General features: G+C 60.4%; 16 protein-coding genes and 2 pseudogenes. 7 read left to right on the top strand and 11 right to left on the bottom strand.

Features of this window, described 5'->3' with window-relative positions; translation table 11 throughout:
• Positions 1-176: 176 nt before the first annotated feature.
• A complete protein-coding gene (gene ctrA, locus BF95_RS10315; RefSeq protein ID WP_043151297.1) occupies positions 177-884 on the top strand; it encodes a response regulator transcription factor CtrA in 708 nt (235 codons plus the stop codon).
• Between the two features lie 125 nt (positions 885-1,009).
• Here the strand turns inward: ctrA and BF95_RS10310 are convergent.
• The 5 genes and pseudogenes from BF95_RS10310 to BF95_RS10290 all read right to left on the bottom strand — a co-directional run bounded on the left by BF95_RS10310 (position 1,010) and on the right by BF95_RS10290 (position 4,005).
• Positions 1,010-1,782, bottom strand: a pseudogene (locus BF95_RS10310) (metallophosphoesterase family protein).
• A 21-nt stretch (positions 1,783-1,803) separates the two neighbouring features.
• Complete coding sequence (gene dcd / locus BF95_RS10305; protein WP_043151295.1) at positions 1,804-2,358, bottom strand: dCTP deaminase; 555 nt, start codon at positions 2,356-2,358, stop codon at positions 1,804-1,806.
• Positions 2,359-2,367: 9 nt separating this feature from the next.
• Positions 2,368-2,829, bottom strand: a complete 462-nt coding sequence (locus BF95_RS10300; protein ID WP_043151294.1) for a cytidine deaminase — start codon at positions 2,827-2,829, stop codon at positions 2,368-2,370.
• Complete coding sequence (locus tag BF95_RS10295) at positions 2,826-3,491, bottom strand: GH25 family lysozyme (RefSeq protein ID WP_443018356.1); 666 nt, start codon at positions 3,489-3,491, stop codon at positions 2,826-2,828. Before BF95_RS10295 ends, BF95_RS10300 begins: the two co-directional genes overlap by 4 nt.
• 31 nt (positions 3,492-3,522) lie before the next feature.
• Positions 3,523-4,005 (bottom strand): UPF0262 family protein, encoded by a 483-nt coding sequence (locus tag BF95_RS10290; RefSeq protein WP_037478539.1) that lies wholly within the window; start codon positions 4,003-4,005, stop codon positions 3,523-3,525.
• A 114-nt stretch (positions 4,006-4,119) separates the two neighbouring features.
• Here BF95_RS10290 and BF95_RS10285 point away from each other — a divergent pair.
• Positions 4,120-5,603 (top strand): annotated as a pseudogene (locus tag BF95_RS10285) (replicative DNA helicase).
• Between the two features lie 117 nt (positions 5,604-5,720).
• Here BF95_RS10285 and BF95_RS10280 read toward each other — a convergent pair.
• The 3 genes from BF95_RS10280 to BF95_RS10270 form a co-directional block, all read right to left on the bottom strand.
• Complete coding sequence (locus BF95_RS10280) at positions 5,721-7,529, bottom strand: DUF885 domain-containing protein (protein ID WP_043151292.1); 1,809 nt, start codon at positions 7,527-7,529, stop codon at positions 5,721-5,723.
• Between the two features lie 116 nt (positions 7,530-7,645).
• The gene (yghU, locus tag BF95_RS10275; protein WP_043151290.1) at positions 7,646-8,515 is read right to left on the bottom strand and encodes a glutathione-dependent disulfide-bond oxidoreductase; all 870 of its coding nucleotides are present in this window, start codon (positions 8,513-8,515) and stop codon (positions 7,646-7,648) included.
• A gap of 90 nt (positions 8,516-8,605) precedes the next feature.
• Positions 8,606-9,040 (bottom strand): universal stress protein, encoded by a 435-nt coding sequence (locus BF95_RS10270; protein WP_043151289.1) that lies wholly within the window; start codon positions 9,038-9,040, stop codon positions 8,606-8,608.
• A gap of 387 nt (positions 9,041-9,427) precedes the next feature.
• Here BF95_RS10270 and groES point away from each other — a divergent pair, with 387 nt between their 5' ends.
• From groES to BF95_RS10240, 5 genes are all read left to right on the top strand, one after another.
• On the top strand, positions 9,428-9,715 hold the full coding sequence (gene groES / locus BF95_RS10260) for a co-chaperone GroES (protein ID WP_007704439.1): 288 nt from the start codon (positions 9,428-9,430) through the stop codon (positions 9,713-9,715).
• An 81-nt stretch (positions 9,716-9,796) separates the two neighbouring features.
• Positions 9,797-11,446 carry a chaperonin GroEL gene (groL, locus tag BF95_RS10255; RefSeq protein WP_037476035.1) on the top strand — a complete coding sequence of 550 codons (1,650 nt, stop codon included), beginning with the start codon at positions 9,797-9,799 and terminating at the stop codon, positions 11,444-11,446.
• Between the two features lie 297 nt (positions 11,447-11,743).
• Entirely contained in the window at positions 11,744-13,501 is a 1,758-nt protein-coding gene (locus BF95_RS10250) for an SLC13 family permease (RefSeq protein ID WP_235209676.1), read from the top strand.
• Positions 13,502-13,517: 16 nt separating this feature from the next.
• Positions 13,518-15,071: a DUF389 domain-containing protein gene (locus BF95_RS10245; RefSeq protein WP_043151286.1), complete on the top strand. Its 1,554-nt coding sequence runs from the start codon at positions 13,518-13,520 to the stop codon at positions 15,069-15,071.
• Positions 15,072-15,191: 120 nt separating this feature from the next.
• A complete protein-coding gene (locus tag BF95_RS10240; protein WP_327195444.1) occupies positions 15,192-16,289 on the top strand; it encodes a sensor domain-containing diguanylate cyclase in 1,098 nt (365 codons plus the stop codon).
• Between the two features lie 38 nt (positions 16,290-16,327).
• Here the strand turns inward: BF95_RS10240 and BF95_RS10235 are convergent, their stop codons facing one another.
• The 3 genes from BF95_RS10235 to BF95_RS30320 are packed head-to-tail and all read right to left on the bottom strand — an operon-like array spanning position 16,328 to position 20,378.
• Positions 16,328-17,452: an alkaline phosphatase gene (locus BF95_RS10235; RefSeq protein WP_043151284.1), complete on the bottom strand. Its 1,125-nt coding sequence runs from the start codon at positions 17,450-17,452 to the stop codon at positions 16,328-16,330.
• A gap of 44 nt (positions 17,453-17,496) precedes the next feature.
• On the bottom strand, positions 17,497-18,579 hold the full coding sequence (locus BF95_RS30325; RefSeq protein WP_268747163.1) for a TonB-dependent receptor domain-containing protein: 1,083 nt from the start codon (positions 18,577-18,579) through the stop codon (positions 17,497-17,499).
• Positions 18,579-20,378, bottom strand: coding sequence for a TonB-dependent receptor (locus tag BF95_RS30320; RefSeq protein ID WP_268747162.1), 1,800 nt, complete (start codon positions 20,376-20,378; stop codon positions 18,579-18,581). Before BF95_RS30320 ends, BF95_RS30325 begins: the two co-directional genes overlap by 1 nt.
• Positions 20,379-20,446: the final 68 nt, after the last annotated feature.

The following is a 20,446-nucleotide window of genomic DNA, read 5'->3' as shown; positions in this document are numbered from 1 at the left end:
ATCGTTACGGCCTCAACACTTTGTAAATGGATTCGTTTTTTATACGACTCGCGCTTTCCTGCGGGTTAGCACTAAATTAACCTTTGTCGTTCAGAAGTTTTTTTTGGTTAAATGAAATTTTGGACAGAAGCCGTTCTGGTGGGGTGAACGGACCTGCGACGCAAAGGGGGCTTCATATGCGCGTGCTGCTGATTGAGGACGAACCGACGACGGCCAAGGCGATCGAGCTGATGCTCACCACCGAAGGCTTCAACGTCTATACCACGGATCTGGGCGAAGAAGGCCTCGATCTGGGCAAGCTCTATGATTACGACATCATCTGTCTGGATCTGAACCTGCCCGACATGCACGGTTACGACGTGCTGAAGAAGTTGCGCGCTGCCAAGGTTCAGACTCCGGTCCTGATCTTGTCGGGTGTTGCCGAAATGGACAGCAAGGTTCGCTCCTTCGGTTTTGGGGCCGATGATTATGTGACCAAGCCTTTCCATCGCGAAGAGCTCATCGCCCGCATTCATGCCGTGGTGCGTCGCTCCAAGGGGCATTCGCAGTCGGTCATTCGCACCGGCAAGCTGTCGGTCAATCTCGACGCGAAGACCGTGGAAGTGGACGGCAACCGCGTCCATCTGACGGGCAAGGAATATGCGATGCTGGAGCTGCTATCGCTCCGCAAGGGGACCACGCTCACCAAGGAAATGTTCCTGAACCATCTCTATGGCGGGATGGACGAGCCGGAACTCAAGATCATCGACGTGTTCATCTGCAAGCTGCGCAAGAAGCTGGCGCTGGCGTGCAGCGGCGACAATTATATCGAGACGGTCTGGGGCCGTGGCTATGTGCTGCGCGACCCGGATGAAGTGCTGGAGGAGCAGGCCAAGGTCGCCTGACGTTTCTTCATACTTACATCATAACTAGAATGGCCGGTGATCATCCCGATTATCGGCCATTTTCGTGACGGCCATCCTCATAGGCGCTCGGTATTTCCGCCAGCATGGGAGCTTCGACGGGCCATCTATTCCGTGGTTTGAAGCGTCCAGCGTTGTGTTCCTTCCAGCCCCAGCGCGGTAAGCTGACCGCTATAATAGGCACCGGTATCGATGCCGATGCGGTTGTCCCGCTCGTCCACTTCTGGTGCGATACTATGGCCATGGACCACCATATGCGAATGCGGTTTGCGATGATCTAGAAAGCCCTTGCGTATCCACCGCAGGTCAGAGGCTTTTGTTGTTCCACAGGAATGCCGGGACGAATGCCGGCATGGACGAACAGATAATCGCCGACTTCAGTCCAGTCTGGCAGGGCATCGAGAAATTCGACATGCTCGCGCGGCACATGGTGCAGCATCCATTCGGCAATTTCCAAATCCGTCATCACGTCAAAGACATCTGGTGCAAGCCCATAGCTTTCCAGCGTCTGTGCGCCGCCCATGCGCCGGAACACCGGGATGATGCGCGCGTCGCCGCGCGCTGCGGCAATGAACAGTTCCTCATGATTGCCTTGAAGGCAGCGCACGTCGCCGCCTGTTGCGACCAGTGCCATCACCCGCTCGATCACGGCGCGCGAAGACTGGCCCCGGTCCACCAGGTCGCCGAGGAAAATGAGGATGGGTCGCGCTGGGCCGCGATCCGCATCATCCTCTCCAATCATGCCGAGCAGCGCGTCGAGCAGATCGGCCCGGCCATGAATGTCGCCGATCGCGTAGACACGGCAATCCTCACCCACGCTGGGTGGTAACCTATCCGTTGCTACGGGCTTACGCCGTAGCCATGTCTGCCACCAACTCATGGCATCCTATCTCGCACGGCGTTACAGCTTGGGCAATGTCACGCCCTGCTGCCCCATATATTTACCGGCTCGGTCGGCATAGCTGACCTCGCAAGGCTCATTGCCCTGAAGGAACAGGAATTGGCATGCCCCTTCATTGGCGTAGATTTTGGCGGGCAGGGGGGTGGTGTTGGAAAATTCCAGCGTGACATGGCCCTCCCAGCCCGGCTCAAGCGGCGTCACATTCACGATGATGCCGCACCGCGCATAGGTGGACTTGCCAAGGCAGATCACCAGCACGTCGCGAGGAACGCGGAAATATTCAACGGTGCGGGCCAGCGCGAAGCTGTTGGGCGGGATGATGCAGCAATCGGTCTTGCGATCGACGAAGCTGTTGGTGTCGAAATTTTTGGGGTCGACTATGGTGCTGTCGATATTGGTGAAGATCTTGAACTCGTCCGCCACCCGCGCGTCATAGCCATAAGAAGACAGGCCGTAACTGATACAGCCATCCCGCTTCTGGCTCTCCACGAACGGCTCGATCATGCCGGTGGAAAGGGCTTTTTCGCGAATCCATTTGTCGGAAAGAATGGCCATGATGATGTTTCAGCTTTTTCTGGTGGGGGTGATGCCCAGGTCGGCGGGGCCGAAGGCATGGGGCAGAAGATCGGCGATGCGATGCTCGGTTACGCGGCTGCCTGATGGCGAGGCGCAATAGATGGCGATGGCGCGGCCTGCCATCTGTTCGGCTTCGTTCATCACCTGGCGGCACCGGCCGCAGGGCGTGACCAGGGCTTCCTCGGTCGCATCCATCGCCCCGCCGACGACGGCGATCGCGGCGACATCGGCAAAGCGACCTTGCGCATTGACGCTCGCCAGCGCCACCGTCTCCGCACAAAGCGACAGGCCATAGCTCGCATTCTCGAAATTGCAGCCAGTCACGACGCTGCCATCGGTCAACCGCACGGCCGCCCCCACCGCGAAACGGCTATAGGGCGCATGGGCGTGGGCCATCGCCCCGCGCGCTGCGGCCACCAGCTGCGCCACCTGCTCATCCGTCTTACTCATGGTGCCACCACATCCCATCTCACCGGCCCGTCAACGCCGTCGATATGCCGCATGTCGCTGGCTGTCCACATCACCCAGGGCCGCGTCGCATAATCGGGCGGAAAGAAATTGCCGTCGAGCCAGAGCGTGCGGTTGATGCCTGAACCCACATCATACAGCGTGTCGAAATCCTCGGTGACGTTGAGCAGCACGGTCTTGCCCGCATGGCTTTCGACCAGATTGACCAGGGTATTGAGTTCCGACAGCACCAAATCTCGTCCCGGCCGGGCGGTGCAGCTTTGGTCTAAGGCCAGCCGGATGACCGGGGGAAGGGCGGCATTGTCGCGCGGCACTGTCGTCACGAAGCCGGTCGCTTGGTCGCCAGCCAGTCGGCACAGGCTGTAGTCGAGCATCGCGCCATAGCGCAGGCCGACGGTCCGCGCCCCGCGCCAGTTCGCGGCGAAAGCGGAGTCGCGCCCGGCCGCCCCCCTGGCCGCACGGATATAGGCAAAGTCCACCCCCTGCGCCGCCAACGTGCCCCAGTCCACGACGCCATCGTCGGCGCTGATCGTCACGCCCTGCACCGGATATTGATCGCGCGCGGGCGCCCAACTGCGCGCATATAGCCACAGCGCTAGAGCCAGCACCGCGATGATCGCCAGTCCCGCACTCAAGCGGACCAGCAGCCCCCCAAAGTCAGCCGCGAAATCGTCCCTACCCCTTGATATGCAGCACGCAGATCAGCGTGAACAGCCGCCGCGCCGTGTCGAAATCGACCGCGATCTTGCCCTCCAGCCGTTCGATCAGCATCTCCGCCGCATCATTGTGGATGCCGCGCCGGGCCATGTCCACCGTCTCGATCTGCTGTGGCGAGGCATTGCTGATCGCCTGGTAATAGCTGTCGCAGATCGCGAAATATTCGCGGATCGGCCGCCGGAACCGCCCGAGCCCCAGGATGATCGCTTCGAGCGCGCTGTCATCCTCGCGATTGATCTCGATCACCAGCCGCCCGTCCTCGACGCGCAGCACCACCTTGTACGGCCCCATATAGCCGTCCGCATGGACCCGCTGGGGCGCGAAATGATTATCCTCCAGCAGATCGAAGATCGCGATCCGCCGTTCCTGCTCGACATCGGCATTGCGCCACAGGATCGTGCGCTCGTCGAGCTTGATGTCTATGATGCGCGGATCGGCCATGGTGAAGGGGATAGTCAGTGCGGCGACACGCGCCGAAAAGCAAGCGGGACTTATCCACAGATGGATTGCGCGCCAGCCCTTGCGCGACGCGCGCGACCGGAGGATGAGAGGGCCATGGTCGAACTATTGAAAATCACTGCCGCCGAAGCCGGCGGCACCGAACTGCCGCGCAATGTCGAAGCCGAAGCCGCGCTGCTGGGCGCGCTGATGATCGACAACCGCATTGCCGAAGATGTGCAGATCAAGATCAAGGCGGAGCATTTCTTCGAACCGCTCCATGGTCGCATCTATGACGCGATCATGAAGCTGCTCGATCGCGATATGATCGCCAACCCGGTGACGCTGAAGCCGATGCTGGATCAGGACCCCGCGCTCAAGGAACTGGGCGGCGCGGCTTATCTCGCGCAATTGACCGGCAATGGCGCGGCGCTCATCGGCGCGCGCGATTTCGCGTCCCAGATCTACGACCTTGCCTTGCTGCGGGAGCTTGTCAGCGTCGGCCGCGAACTGGTTGAAAATGCGCTGGATACCAGCGAGGATGTCAATCCGCGCGAGCAGATCGAAGCCGCCGAAGTCGCGCTCTACAAAGTTTCGGAGGGGGAGGGCGAAAGCGGCTCGGTCAAGAGCTTCCTCTCCGCCTCCACTGCCGCCGTGCAGGTCGCTGAGCGAGCGCTCAACAGCGGCGGCCATGTGTCGGGGATCACGACCGGCATCAACAGCCTCAATGCCAAGATCGGTGGCCTCCACAATTCGGATCTCATGATCCTCGCTGGCCGTCCGGGCATGGGCAAGACCTCGCTCGCCACCAACATCGCCTATAATGCCGCCTCGCGCTGGTTGCGCGACAATGCCGACGCATTCCGCCGGAAAAGAATATGGGCGCCAAGACGGCCTTCTTCAGCCTCGAAATGTCCGCCGATCAGCTCGCGACCCGTGTGCTCGCCGAACAATCGGGCATCAGCGGCGAAGCGTTGCGCATGGGCAAGATCAGCCGCGCCGACTTCCAGAATCTCTCCCGTGCCGCGCGCGAACTGCAGGAACTGCCGCTGTTCATCGACGATACGCCCGGCCTCACCATCGCCGCGCTGCGCACCCGCGCCCGTCGCTTGAAGCGCCGCCATGATGTCGGCTTCATCGTGGTCGATTATCTCCAGCTGCTCCAGGGCAGCGGACGCGGCAATGAGAATCGCGTGAACGAAATTTCGGAAATTTCGCGTGGTCTCAAGACCTTGGCCAAGGAATTGCATGTTCCCGTTCTGGCCTTGTCGCAGCTCAGCCGTGCCGTCGAACAGCGCGAGGACAAGAGGCCCCAACTCTCCGATCTGCGCGAATCCGGTTCGATCGAGCAGGACGCCGACATGGTCTGGTTCGTGTTCCGCGAGGATTATTACATCGCCGCCAAGGAACCGGGGAACAAGGAAAGCGCCGAACATACCGAATGGGCGCAGCAGATGGAGCAGATTTACGGCCTCGCCGAGTTGATCGTCGCCAAGCAACGCCATGGCTCCACCGGCCGCATCCGCATGAAATTCGATGCCCGCATCACCCGCTTCTCCGACATCGCCGAAGACGGCTATCAGGACCTGGAATATGAATAATCTGACCTAAACCCAGCGTCATTCCCGCGAAGGCGGGAACCCATCTCCCAACCTTTGGTCTTGGTGAAAGGTCAGGAGATGGATCCCCGCCTTCGCGGGGATGACGGTCAAAACGGGTCAGGCACTGCCCATCTTCGCCCGCGCGGCGACACGCTTCTCCAGCATCGACAGCGGCATCGCGCCTTCCTCAAGAATGGCGTGGAACTGCTTGATGTCGAACTTGTCGCCCATGGCCGCCTGCGCGGCCGCACGCGCCTTGGTCCATACGCCATGGCCGACCTTGTAACTGGTCGCCTGCCCCGGCTGGGTGCAATAACGCTCCACCTCGCGCTGGCAGCGGGCAGGCGTGAAGCCGGTCTTTTCCACCAGATAGGCGGTCGCCTGCTCGCGGCTCCACCGCTTGGCATGGATGCCGGTGTCGACCACCAGCCGCGCCGCGCGGAACAGGAAGGATTGCAGATAGCCCGCCCGGTCGAGCGGCGTGGCATAGCCCTTCAACTCGTCGGACAGTTGCTCGGCATAAAGCGCCCAACCTTCGCTATAGGCGCTCATGAACGCGGTCTTGCGCAGCATCGGAATGTCGCCGGCGGTCTGCGCCGTCGAAATCTGCAGATGATGCCCCGGCACGCCCTCATGATAGTTGAGCGCGGGCAGCGTATATTTGGGCCAATCGCCAATCGCCTTCAGATTGATGAAGAAGATCGCAGGCCGCGACCCGTCCAGCGCCGCGCGATTATAATAGCCGTTCGATGCACCATCCTGAATCTCCACCGGCACCGCGCGGATTTCCAACGGCGTGTCGGGAATGGTCGCGAACGCCTGCGGCAATTTCGCCTGCATCAGCTTGGCTTCAGCATTGAGCGCAGCGATCAGATCGGTGCGGCCCTGCGCAGTATCGGGATAAAGCTGCGACGGCTCGGCATTGAGCGCCGCCAGCCGTTCGCCGATCGTGCCCTTGCTATAGCCCGCCGCTTTGAGAATCGTATCGAGCTGCCCGCTGATCTCGGCGACCTGCTCCGCGCCCATCGCATGGATTTCGTCGGCGCTAAGGTCGGTCGTGGTCGCGCTCTTGAGCGCGGCGGCATAGATTTCCTCGCCGCGCGGCGTGCGCCATATGCCATCGCCTGCAGCGGTGCCGCCCTTGAGCGCCTCGATTGCGGCGATCTGCTCGTCCAGGGCGGGATAAATGGCCTTTTCGACAACGGCCGTCGCTTGGCCCTGCCAATCACCCGCCACATTCTTGGCCGCAGCCCGCTTGACCAGCGATTGCACGATCGAACTGGACGCGGCGGGCTGATCGCGCAGCTTGCGCATCTGCGCCAGCGTCAGGTCGAGCGACCAGCCGGGCGCGAGATAGCCCCGCGCCGCTTCGTCCCGCTGGACCGCCGTGTCGGTCCGCAGGTTGCGGGCAAAGGCGTCGAGCCGGGCGACATAGGCCTCCGCATCGGGAGCATTGTTGATCGTATGCGCGGTATTCAGAAAATCAGGGGTAGAGAAGTAACTGCCGCCCTGCTGGAAGATGCGATAGGGGCGCACCGCGCTGTTGAGGCCAAAGGTCGCGGGCGCGACCGTCTGCTGGCCCAGCGAATAGAGGACCACCTCCAGATTGAGCCGCTGCGGATCGGACAGGCTGGCCGATTGGAAGCCCTCCAGCTCCTTGATCGCCGCCTGCGTCATGCTCAGCCGCTTCATCATCGCCGACTTGCTATTGTCGTCCAACTGGCTCTTCGCCCCGGCGCGCGCGCCCTTGTCCAGGCCAAGGCTGGTGACCATGCCGGGCGACATATCGAGCTGCTTCTCGAAAATGGCGGCGAAGGCGGCGGACAGCCGCGCATCGTCATTGCCCGCCATCTGCGCCAGCGCGCGCGGGGCGGAGGCGGCGAGGGCGATAGCCCCGGCGGAGGAGAGAAACAGGCGGCGATCCATGGCGATGACTCCCTTATGTCTTGCCTGCCTGTTCTACCCCGCTCCGCCGCCTCGTCCAGCCCCTTGTAACAATGTTGCGCGCGCGCAACATCTTCGGTCGCTCCGCGCGGGGCCGATCAGCCTTCGCTCTGCAACTTGTCCTGCGTCCGGGTCGCAAAATCGCTCGCGTCGTGCCGTTCGTGCAATTGCTCTTCCAACGGGCCATTCACTTTGTTGACCATCCGCCCGCGCTTCACTGCCGGGCGCGCATCGATCTGCTGCGCCCAGCGCACCACATGCGTATAGCTGGCAACGTCCAGAAACTCCGCCGCCTCATAGGCGCGGCCCAGCACAAGCCCGCCATACCAGGGCCAGATCGCCATGTCGGCGATGCTATAGTCATCGCCGGCCATATAGGCGTTGTCCGCCAGATGCCGGTCCAGCACGTCCAACTGCCGCTTCACTTCCATCGCGTAGCGGTTGATCGGATATTCATATTTTTCCGGCGCATAGGCGTAGAAATGACCAAAGCCGCCACCCAGCAGCGGCCCGGCCCCCATCTGCCAGAATAGCCAGCTCAGCGCCGCAGTGCGCCTGGCCGGATCGGTCGGCAGGAACGCGCCGAATTTCTCGGCAAGATACAGCAGGATCGCGCCCGATTCGAACACCCGCTGCGGCGGCGATACGCTATGGTCCATCAGTGCAGGGATCTTGCTATTGGGATTGACCGCCACAAAGCCGCTGGAAAACTGGTCGCCATCGCCGATCTTTATCAGCCAGGCGTCATAGTCGGCGTCCGTGAAACCCGCTTCCAGCAATTCTTCCAGCAGGATCGTCACCTTCTGCCCGTTGGGCGTGGCGAGCGAATAGAGCTGGAGCGGATGCTGGCCGACCGGCAACGCCTTGTCATGGGTCGCGCCTGCGATTGGCCGGTTGATATTGGCGAACGCCCCGCCATTGTCCTTGTCCCAGGTCCAGATGCGGGGTGGGGTGTAGCTATCGGTCATGCGGGCCTGGCTCCAATATCGTGAAAGGATGGGCCGCAGGTAGGTGGCGAGCCCACCCCCTGCAACCGACAGCCGCCAGGCTTCACAGGATTATTCCGCCGATGCCCGTACGACGAGAACGCTGACCGGGCTTTGATGCACGATCGCCGACGCATTGGACCCCAGCAGTTTGGATGAGAATGTCGGCTCATGCGAACCGATCACGATCAGCGTTGCGCCGACTCGTTCGGCCGCGCTGATCACTTCGTCGCGCACCCGGCCGCGCCGCGTATCGAAATGGACCTGTCCGTCGGGAAGGCCGCCCTCGCTCGCCCATTTTCGCATCAGTGCCAGCGCTTCGGCCTCTTCCTTGATATCGAGGTCGCGCCCCAGAAGTTCGGAATAGCGGGTGGGCATATGATAGCGGACATAGAGCATATGGACTGTCGTTTCGGGTCCACAAACGGCCGCCGCCGCATCGATCGCGGCGCGGGCGTGCAGTACGTCGTTGATGTCGACGGCAACGACAATCTTTGAATAGGCCATGGTGCATCCTCCTTATGGTTCTGAACGACCAACAGGTGACGGGAGCAGAGGATGCGGCGTTCACGAAAAATTACGGTCGCGACATGATGACGCGGCTGACGGCAACAGTCGGCCCGTTCACCGCACTGGGCATGGCATGCTGCGCGACAATCCCCATAACCCGGAAGCGGGCATGGGGTTGCCAGGCACTGCAAAATTTTTTGCGCGATCGCCTTGACGGAAAAAAGGACCGTTCCATATTCACGGCGCTAGCACTCTCCTCCAGTGAGTGCTAACAGCAGCGCAGTTCAAGGGGAGACGGACAAGGCGATTGCGGTTTTGCGGGGGAAATCATCCTCGGATCGCGCGCCGGACCTCCCTCCCAAATAGAAGGGAAAGGCAATCAACATGGCATTTCGTCCATTGCACGACCGTGTTCTCGTCCGCCGCATCGAAGCGGAAGCGAAGACCGCCGGTGGGATCATCATCCCCGACACCGCCAAGGAAAAGCCGCAGGAAGGCGAGATCGTTTCCGTCGGCACCGGTTCCAAGGCTGAAGATGGCAAGGTCACCCCGCTCGACGTCAAGGCTGGCGACCGCGTGCTGTTCGGCAAATGGTCGGGCACCGAGGTCAAGGTCGACGGCGAAGACCTGCTGATCATGAAAGAGTCGGACATTCTGGGCGTTGTTGCCTGATTTTCCGGTTCGCGATTTTCACACCCAGCAACGGTGTGAACTTCGCAATTTTGCACATTCTCGATAAAAGGTATTAAGACCATGGCAGCGAAAGACGTAAAGTTTTCCCGCGACGCTCGTGAGCGCATTCTGCGCGGTGTCGACATCCTGGCCGACGCGGTCAAGGTGACGTTGGGCCCCAAGGGCCGTAACGTCGTGATCGATAAGAGCTTCGGCGCCCCCCGTATCACCAAGGACGGCGTCAGCGTCGCCAAGGAAATCGAACTTAAGGACAAGTTCGAGAATATGGGCGCGCAGATGGTGCGTGAAGTCGCATCGAAGACCAACGACATCGCCGGCGACGGCACGACAACTGCGACCGTATTGGCGCAGGCGATCGTCCGTGAAGGCATGAAGTCGGTTGCCGCTGGCATGAACCCGATGGATCTCAAGCGCGGCATCGACCTCGCGGTCATCAAGGTCGTCGAAGACCTCAAGGCACGTTCCAAGCCCGTCGCCGGGACCAAGGAAATTGCCCAGGTCGGCATCATCTCGGCCAATGGCGACACCGTGGTTGGCGAAAAGATCGCCGAAGCCATGGAGCGCGTCGGCAAGGAAGGCGTGATCACGGTTGAAGAAGCCAAGGGTCTCGAATTCGAGCTGGACGTCGTCGAAGGCATGCAGTTCGACCGTGGCTATCTGTCGCCCTATTTCGTGACGAACCCGGAAAAGATGGCTGTAGAGCTGGCTGATCCGTATATTCTGATCCACGAAAAGAAGCTCAGCAACCTTCAGTCGATCCTGCCGATCCTCGAAGCGGTCGTTCAGTCGGGTCGTCCCCTGCTGATCATCGCCGAAGACATTGAAGGCGAAGCGCTGGCGACCCTGGTCGTCAACAAGCTGCGCGGCGGCCTCAAGGTCGCTGCTGTCAAGGCACCTGGCTTTGGTGATCGTCGCAAGGCGATGCTGGAAGATATCGCTGTCCTGACCAAGGGCGAAGTGATTTCGGAAGATCTGGGCATCAAGCTTGAAAACGTCACGCTGGCGATGCTCGGCACCGCCAAGCGCGTCACCATCGACAAGGACAACACCGTCATCGTCGATGGCGCTGGCGACCATGACTCGATCAAGGGCCGTACCGAGCAGATCCGTCAACAGATCGAGAACACCACCTCGGACTATGACAAGGAAAAGCTGCAGGAACGTCTGGCCAAGCTCGCTGGCGGCGTTGCCGTCATCAAGGTTGGCGGCGCTTCGGAAGTCGAAGTCAAGGAGCGCAAGGACCGCGTCGACGACGCGCTGCACGCCACTCGTGCGGCCGTTGAAGAAGGCATCGTTCCTGGCGGCGGCACCGCTCTCCTCTATGCTACCAAGGCTTTAGCCGGCATGAAGGGCGCGAACGACGACCAGACCCGTGGTATCGACATCATCCGCAAGGCAATCGAAGCGCCGCTGCGCCAGATCGCCCAGAATGCGGGCGTTGACGGTGCCGTGGTTGCCGGCAACCTGCTGCGCGAAAATGACGAAACCCGCGGCTTCAACGCCTCGACCGACGTCTATGAAAATCTCGTCGACGCTGGCGTCATCGATCCGACCAAGGTCGTTCGTGCGGCGCTGCAGGACGCGGCTTCGGTCGCTGGCCTGCTGATCACCACTGAAGCGGCGATCTCGGAAATGCCTGCTGACGACAAGTCGCCCATGGGCGGCATGCCCGGCGGCGGCATGGGCGGCATGGGCGGCATGGACTTCTAAGTTCAGCCTTCCTGACCTGTTAGAAAAGGCCGGTGGAGCGATCCACCGGCCTTTTTCTTTGGAGGAGAATGTGCTGCACTTTTTAGCCTTATTCCGTCGTCCATCGACAGTGCCACCTGTACGAAATTCGTTCGGGACCATGTTCCCTAATCTCTTGAAGTCGTTATGCTGGGCACCAGGGCAAATATTAGAGCGACGAGAATGGGACGGGCAAGCGGGTGGCAGAATGATTCATAAAGCTGCGGCGCGCTAATGGAACGCACGACGCTATTCTCCCTGTGGCCAGAAGCGGGGCCTGTGGCGGGCCTTGTCATGGTTGCGCTGTTGTTCGTTGCTTTCGCGATGGAGCGGTTTCCGCCCGTGGTGATCGCCGTGATCGGAGCCATATTCATGCTGGTGTCGGGGATGCTGACGCCAACCGACCTGTTGACGGTCTTTTCAAATCCAGCCCCCATCACGATCGCGGCATTCTTCATTCTATCCGGTGCCCTCATCCGCACGGGGGCGATCGAGGCCTTGGCTAGCCTGATGATCGCCCGGGCGAAGGAGCGGCCCAAGCGCACGGTTGCGGAACTGCTCGGCACGGCCATGCTGGCCCCGGCCTTCATCAACAACACGCCCGTCGTCATGGTCATGATCCCGCTGGTCAAGCGTCTGGCACGCACTGTTGGGATCGCGGCGACGAGGCTGCTCATCCCTCTATCCTATCTGGCGATCCTGAGCGGCACATTGACGTTGGTGGGCACGTCGACGAACCTGCTGGTCGATGGGGTCGCGCAGGAAAATGGCCAGGCGGCTTTTGGCATTTTCGAAATTACTGCAGTGGGCTTGGTCGCGTTGTTGACCGGCGGCATTACGCTGCTGATCCTTGGCCCGATATTATTGCCCGACCGACCGGATAACGAACTCGATGTCGGTAGCGATCGGCTTTACATCACCGAACTATGCCCCATGCCTGGTGCGGACCCTACGCGGTTATGCGATATCAAGGCGTTGCGCCCCGGTGCCGTGCGCGTTCTAGGCTTAGGTCGCGGGTCGCAAGTTTTGCGCAACCTTGACAAGGATCAGCCGATATTGCCGTCCGACCGGATCATCGTCGCTACAAGCGCGCATGAACTCGATTCGCTCGCCCGGTCGCACGATTTCGTCGTAGGGCTTCAGAATATTGGACGGCCAATCCGGCTGGCAGCCAATGAGAGGGATGGTAAAGTTGGGTTGATCGGCCTTACCCTGGCTCCAACCCATCCCGCCATTGGGCGGAAATTGCGGGAAATCCCGTTTCTGTCCAACCTTAGCGCGCGTGTGCTTGGGCTCAGTCGCCCTCGTCATGTCGCCGGACCGGATTTGGCCAATGTCCGTCTGCGCGCCGGGGACAGCCTGCTGGTTGCTGCCGACGATCAGGCGGCGGCAGAACTGCGCGACAATATGAATTTCATCGCGGAGGATACCAGCACCGTGCGGCGATATCGCCGTCGACGCGCGCCGATCGCGGCGCTGACGCTGGCGATGGTGATCTTGGGTGCTGCCTTCAATATCATGCCGGTGTTCGCGCTGGCGTTAATCGGCGTGGCGATCGTGTTGGCGACGCGCTGCATGGATGCGGAGGAGGCCTGGTCCGCGATCGACGGCAATGTCATCGTGCTGATCTTCGCCATGCTTGCCTTTGGCCTGGCGCTGGAAAAGTCGGGCAGTGTGGCGTTGATCGTGTCAACGATTTCCCCTTGGATGGCGGCCTTGCCACCGCTAGCGCTCATCATCGCCGTCTACGCCGCGACGTCGGTATTGACCGAAACGGTGACCAACAATGCAGTCGCCGTTATCATGACGCCAATCGCCATCGGCGTAGCGGGACAGAATGGCATCGATCCGCGGCCGTTGATCATCGCTGTAATGTTCGCTGCATCGGCCAGCTTTGCAACACCAATAGGCTATCAGACCAACACCATGGTCTATGCCGCAGCCGACTATAGATTCAGTGATTTCGTCAAGATCGGCTTGCCGATGAATGTGATCGTCGGCCTGGTGACGTGTGTTGCCATCTACCTGCTTGCATGAAGGATCTATTGCCGAAATGACTTCGCCTTCGCCGGGGCATCCCTATCCTGCCCGCTGGGATCATGTCCCCTTCTATCGCTGGTGGCGTAAGTCCGTGGTCGGGTCCGTCGATCAGGAAAAGGTCGTGGCCCGCATCGTGGACGAAAGTGGATGCACGCCGCGCTATTTGTTCATGACCATGATGTCTGCGGGCATCGCGGTGCTGGGCCTCCTTTTGTCGTCGCCTGCCGTCGTCATCGGTGCAATGCTCATATCGCCGCTGATGAACCCGATATTGGGGCTGGGTTTCAGCCTGGCACTGTTCGACTTTGCCGAGCTACGACGCTCGCTCTCAGCCCTGGCGATCGGGGCGGGCGCTGCGCTGCTGTTCACGGCCTTCATCGTTCTCGTGTCGCCGCTTAAAGCCCCAACGGCCGAGATATTAGCGCGCACCCGGCCCAATCTGTTCGATCTGCTGGTCGCGTTGTTCGCCGCACTGGCGGGCACCTTCGCCATCATTCGCGGGCGGGGCGAAACGATCGTCGGCGTCGCGATCGCTACGGCTCTTATGCCGCCGCTGGCGGTCGTGGGTTTCGGCCTTGCGACTTGGAACATGCCGATTTTGGGCGGCGCGCTGGCTCTTTTCATTACCAACTTCGTAACCATCGCTTTGTCGGCGATGGTGATGGCCCGTTATTATGGTTTCGGCCATTATCTGTCGAGCCAGCAGAGTTGGACGCAGACCGTCTTGCTGATGCTGGTCTTCGTCGTGATGGCTGTGCCACTGGCAATTTCGTTGAGCCGGATTGCGGGCGAAGCAGTAGCGGTAAGCCAGATCCGATCCTTCCTGTCCGACCGTTACGGCGCGGAGTCGCGGGTCACACAGTTGGATGTCAATTTCGACCGGACGCCGCTGGCGGTGCGTACTGTGGTTATCGCGCCCCGATCGCGCGCGGAAAGCAATGCGTTGCTTCAGACTGACCTTAGCGACCGGCTGGGTCGGCCCGTGGCATTGCGGGTCGATCAGGTCTTGCTTGACCCAGGTGCAGGGTCGGTCGAGGCGCAACGCGCCGAATTGCAACAGGCCAATGACGCGCTGGCCAATGACCGTGGCAGGGCGAACAGGGTTGCAGGACTGGTCGCGCTGGCTGCCGGGGTTGCGCCTGATGCCGTAACGGTCGACCGCGATCATCAGCGTGTGGCGGCGACAGCGGCGCTGCTACCAGGCGCTGACCTTGCTACCTATGGCACCCTGGAACAGCGCGCGGCGCAATCTGTGGACGGATGGGAAGTGACGATCATTCCACCGCTCACGCCGCTGCCGGTCATCACGTTTGCCGACAATGTGGATATCTTGGATGCCCCGGCACGGCAGGCTGTGCTGGTGTCGGCTTGGGCCGCGAAGCGCTGGAACAGCCCTCGACTGTCAGTACCCGGTCTGCCGATCGATGATGCCGAACGACCGCTATTGTCGCAACGTAGGGCATTGGCGATCGCGGCTGTACTTAAGGAACAAGGTATCACACCTGTCGCCGCACCGGCAGCCGGACAAACTTTCCGCTTGCAGACCGCGGTGACTAACCTGCCTTAGGTGGGATGGGCATTCATCGATCCGGGTCAAGGCGTCGGCGCGTGTTACAAGGTGGTGAGGTGGTGTATAAGCCACAGTCTACTTACGAGTTCATGGACGCGGCTGCCCATTCCCAAGAGTATGCCTCTGTCCCCCTTGTCTTATAAGGAGTTTGTTAAGGGCTTGGTCCCACATTTGCAGTGGGAGGAGTATAAGCCGATGTCGGGTATCACGTCATTTTTGTCCAGGTTTCGTCGGCTTAGCTCTCGCTCCAAAAGTCCCGTGAACGCCGAACACCGGCCTGGCCCACCGAATGAAACTGATTTTCGGATGCTCGCCGAAAGCAGCAATGATGTCATATGCCGCATGGGTGCGGACATGATTGCCGTATATGTATCTCCTGCCGTCGAAAGGGTTTTTGGCTGGACAGCGCAGGAAATGATGGAGGGAGGATCTGGCGGCTTTATCCATCCTGATGATGCTGAACAAATGGCCCATCTTCATGAGGCTTTGATCGACGGACAGCAGGAAACGTCGAAGGCAAGCTTTCGTATCTTGCGGAAAGATGGCACCGCGGTTTGGGTGGAAGGCAATGCGCGCGTGGTGAGAGACGATCCAACCGCGCAGCCCGAGGTCGTCATCGTTATGCGCGATATTTCGGATCGCAAAAGGCTTGAAGATGAACTTCTGGCGCTTTCGCTAACAGATGCATTGACGGGGCTCGGCAACCGCCGGGCCTTCGATGAAACACTTGCGCGCGAGTGGGACCGAACGTCCCGTGAAGGGTCGCAAATGTCGTTACTTTTGCTCGACATCGACCATTTCAAAAGATTCAATGATCTATACGGACACCAAGCGGGCGACGATTGCCTCCGCATGGTCGCGTTGGCCATAAAGCAAGCCGTAGCACGGCCAGGAGACCTGGTAGCGCGCTATGGCGGCGAGGAAATCGCTGTCGTCTTGCCCAATACTGGTGCGAGCGGTGCGGAGGTCGTGGCGGAGCGGATACGCAGAGCGGTGGAAGCTCTAGCGGTTCATCATGAAGGCAATGTCAACGAAGACCGAACAGTTACAGCCAGCATCGGTGTAGCCACCGCTTTTTCGCGTGTCGGTGGGTCCATAAAGATGCCTGAAGGCTTGCTGCTATCAGCGGACAACGCCTTGTACAAAGCGAAGTATAAGGGGCGTAACTGCGTATCGGCCACCGTCCTTCTTGTGGCCCGTGAGGACGTGCCTTAAAGGCTTGCATCGCTCAGCAGTAAACGCAGTCGTGACAATCACTCGTCCTTCTTCCACCCGACCGCTGACATCATGATGTCGAACAATTTCGTATTGGCGAAAAAGCCTCGCACTTTTTCCGATCCGGGGCCGGATGCGGCGGCGATCACTTCTTCGCCGGTGTGACTGTCTTCGACGCTGATGATGGGGTTGTTCTCGACCGTCGTTTCGGGCTTCGCGGCTTCGGTCGCATATTGCTCAGCGAGCGGCGTGGCCCGCTTTCCACCGCCCATTCGCAATCCGAAACTATGGTCGGCGGTGAACAGGATCAGCGTGTCCTTGCCCGCAACCGCGCTGATGCGGCGGATCATGTCATCCATTTCGACGACATGCCGCAACCCGTTGGCCAGATTGTCGGTGTGCATGTCCCACTCGACCATCAGGAAATAGCCTTTGGGATTGCGCGCCAGTTGGGCGATCGTTGCTTCGACGGCCGGGGTCGGTGCGAAGTCGCTATCGCGCAGAACGGCCGCGCGCTTCGCAGTGCTGACGATCGCCGGGTCATCGCCAAATATATAGCCAGCGCGCGTGAAGGCTTGTTCAGCTGTCGTCTGCCGCTTTGCAAAGGAGGCCACAGCGTCGGAACGGCCTTTGCCAATCAATATGTCGACGCCATCGCCGAAGCGGGGCGCGAGCATTTGCTTGAAAATCTCGTCTTGGTTTTTGCGCGATGCGACATGGGCGTAACACGCAGCCGGGGTTGCGTCCCAGATCTTCATATTGGTGACGATGCCGGTCGAAAGCCCCTTTTGTTCAGCATATTCCAGGAAGCTTTTGACCGGCGTTACGGCTCCGTTCGCGCCCGATGGTACGACCGATATCATTGAGCCGTTGGTCTTTTGACCCGTCATGATCGCCGTCATGCCGGCGCCGGAATCAGTGACCCAATTGTTCAACGCCGATGTGTCCGACAGGCCAACATTCGGCATCGAATGGAGGAACAGCGATTGCGGCCGATCATGGGCCATGATCCCGCCAGCGCTCAGCGTCGGTACGCCGCCCGCATCTCCCAGGAACAATATGATATTGCGCGCTTCCTGCGCCTGCGCAGCGACGGTGGAACAGGCCAACATCATGCCTGCCACAACTGCTGCAAGACGATATTTTGTGGAGGGAGTACGCATTCAATTGCTCCTTGAAAAATGGGAGAGAGGGCGGCGCTGCGACGTCAGAAGCGCGCCCGAACCCCCGCCATCAGGGTCGTGCCATAGTCGGTATAGCCCGCGAACCGGTTGTCGCGCACATATTGCCACTGGACGCCACCGGCGACGTTGATCCCCTGGACGACGAATGTGACATTTGGCGTCACCTTGTAGGAAATATCGAAGTCAAGACTACCAAAGGCCGCGTCATTGTTGGCCGCCAGACCGGCACCGCCAACGTCGCGCAACACCTTGCCGCGCCAGCTATAGCTCGCGCGGGCACCGACCGGCCCTTTTTCATAGAAGGCGGTGAGGTTGAAACTGTCCGACGCCACATCGGTCAGGTCGTCGCGAAAGGTCGTTCCGTCCGACATGGCATAGGTGCCTTTGCTGGCGGTGTGCGTATAATTGGCCTGAAAACCTAATCCATCGAAGGGCTCGGGCAGCATCTTGAACAGTTGCTGATAGGCGATTTCGATACCCGCGACATAGGCATTGCCGCCATTTTCCGGCGCAGTCAGACGATAGGCCTGGCCGTCCAGATTGAAGCTGCGGGTCTGTTGGAAGACGAAAGTGGTGATGTCCTTGTAGAAAGCACCGCCAATCAACGCACTGCCGGGTGCGAAATACCATTCCATCGTGGCGTCATATTGCCAGGCCTCGAAGGGGCGCAATTCCGGGTTGCCGCCGACGGCAGTTAATATCGTCGGGTTGGAGTTGATCGTCAGGCGCGGGGCCAAGTCGGCTAGAGAGGGACGGGTAATCACTTTGGACGCGGCAAAATGCATCTGCAGATTTGGCGTGAACTCCGCCACCAAATTCAGCGCGGGAAGGAAGTTGTCGTAGTTGCGTTCGAAGCGCACCGGTACGGCCACCGTGCCGTTGTCGGCATGGCCCGATGATGTCTGGCGCGTATGGGCATAGCGAACGCCGGCATCGCCGCGGATGGTGATACCGCCCAGCGGAAATTCGAACTCGCCCATGCCATAGCCTGCGATGATGCGTTCATCGATCGCATAGCTGTTACGAAGGTCGCCACGCGTAAGCGGCGCACTCAGCAAGGCCTCCTTGCCGGTCGCGACTTCTAGGAAGCGGTCAGGATTGGGCATCAACCAGCTGTTGGGCAAGTTGCCGCCGACACCATCCAGAAAATTATCGACGGGGAAGGCGTCGAAAAAGCTGGCGTCGAAGCGCGACCCGCGATGCCGCCGGTGAAATTGATATCGCGGCGATTATAGGTGCGATCACGCTTTTCGATTTTCGCGCCAGCGCGGAGCGCGCGGAGAGCGCCATCCAGATCGCGAGCGATGTCGAAGGTGGCGGCACGTTGCCGATCGAGCGAATCGTTCACCCGATATTCGATCCGCCGCCCCGGCAGGGTCGTCGGCTCGTTAAGATCGGCCGTTTCGAAACTGATATTGGGTAAGCGCTCGCCAACCTTGCCATAGTCGAACGACACGTTGCCAACAGGACCTAACAAGCGCGAACGGTAAATGGGCGTTGGCGTATTCGAATAGGCACGGCCCATGCTGGCATCGGCCATGAGGGTCCAGCCATTGGCTGTCCATTTGGCATTGGCACCGATCAACCAGTTTTCATAATCCAACCGGGAGGTTTCGCGCCCGATCTGCGTCGATGTGGCGACGGTTGCTGCCGTTAGCACGCCATTTTCAATGACTGCCGTGCCCGGGACGATGGAACGAAGCCCTGTTGCCGAGAAATCGGTCGAATAGGTCAGTTCATCATAATCGATCTTGAGTTTGCTCCAGAGGCCATCGACATTGAGCTCAAACCGATCATCCGGGCGCCATTGGATCGCGCCATTGAGGCCAATACGATTGCGATCTTCCCGCTCCAGCGTAGGACGTGTGCTGTTGGGCACCAGGATGGTGTCGCCATCCCGCACGCCATCGCCATCGCTGTCTATGCGGCCTTCGACCCAGCCGACGCCGGTGACGCGATCCTGCCGCGTAGTCCGCTCGTCATAGACGGCGGCCACCAATGCGCCGAAGGTGCCTTCCTCATTTACCCAACTGGCCATACCAGAAATGCGCGGATCTACGGCATCGGCGAGGCGCGGCGAACTGGCGGTTGCCGACAGTGCCAGAACCGGTTTTTTCAGGTCGATCGGGCGAAAGGTCTGCAGATTGACGATGCCGCCAATGCCGCCTTCAGTCAGGTCGGCGCGAGGGCTTTTGATAACTTCGACAGCCGACATCAGTTCGGACGGCAGCGTGTCGAAGCGGAATTGGCGTCCGCTCTGGCCGCTGTCGCGGACATTCTCGTTGACGGCGGCGGCGCGGTTGTTGAGCGTCACAACCTGAAAATTCGCGCCAAGGCCGCGGATGCGGACGAAGACGCCTTCGCCGCGATCGCGCACGATCGATACGCCGGGAACGCGCTGAAGCGCTTCGGCGATATTCTGGGCGGGAAATTTGCCGATATCCTCGGCCTTTACGACATCGACGACATTGGTGGCAGCGCGCTTTTGCGCCAGCGCACCCGACAGGCTGGCAGCATAGCCGGTAACGACAATTTCAGGCGTTTCCGTCGTTGTCGTCATGCCCAAATCCTGCGCGGAGGCAGCCGCTGCGACGATGAGAAGCGCGCCATTAGGCTGCTGCCGCACGGCCAGCCCCTTGCCAGCGATCAGCCGCTCGACAGCCGCGCGCGCGCCCATCCGTCCCTGCACCGGTGTCGCGGTCAGGCCGGATACGATGGCAGGGGTGAACAATATGTCGGTGCCGGTCTGCCGGGCGAGAGCCTGGAAAGCCTGACCAAGTGGCTGAGCAACGATCTGAACGGATACGGATTTGTCCTGCGCATGGGCCGGTGCGGCGCACAATGCAGCCAGCGCAACGCCCATGGCGAGTGAAAGGCGCAGGTTGCGCGAACGATATATGGTCACGAAAAACATCCCCCAAGGATCACGGCCATAAGGTGCCGTGCTCCCCCGACGCGCCACCGGTCGTTTAC

The sequence above is a fragment of the Sphingobium sp. Ant17 genome, assembly GCF_000588875.1.
GTDB lineage: Bacteria > Pseudomonadota > Alphaproteobacteria > Sphingomonadales > Sphingomonadaceae > Sphingobium.
Note: the sequence above shows the minus strand (reverse complement) of the source record. Positions and strands in the feature narration are given on the sequence as shown.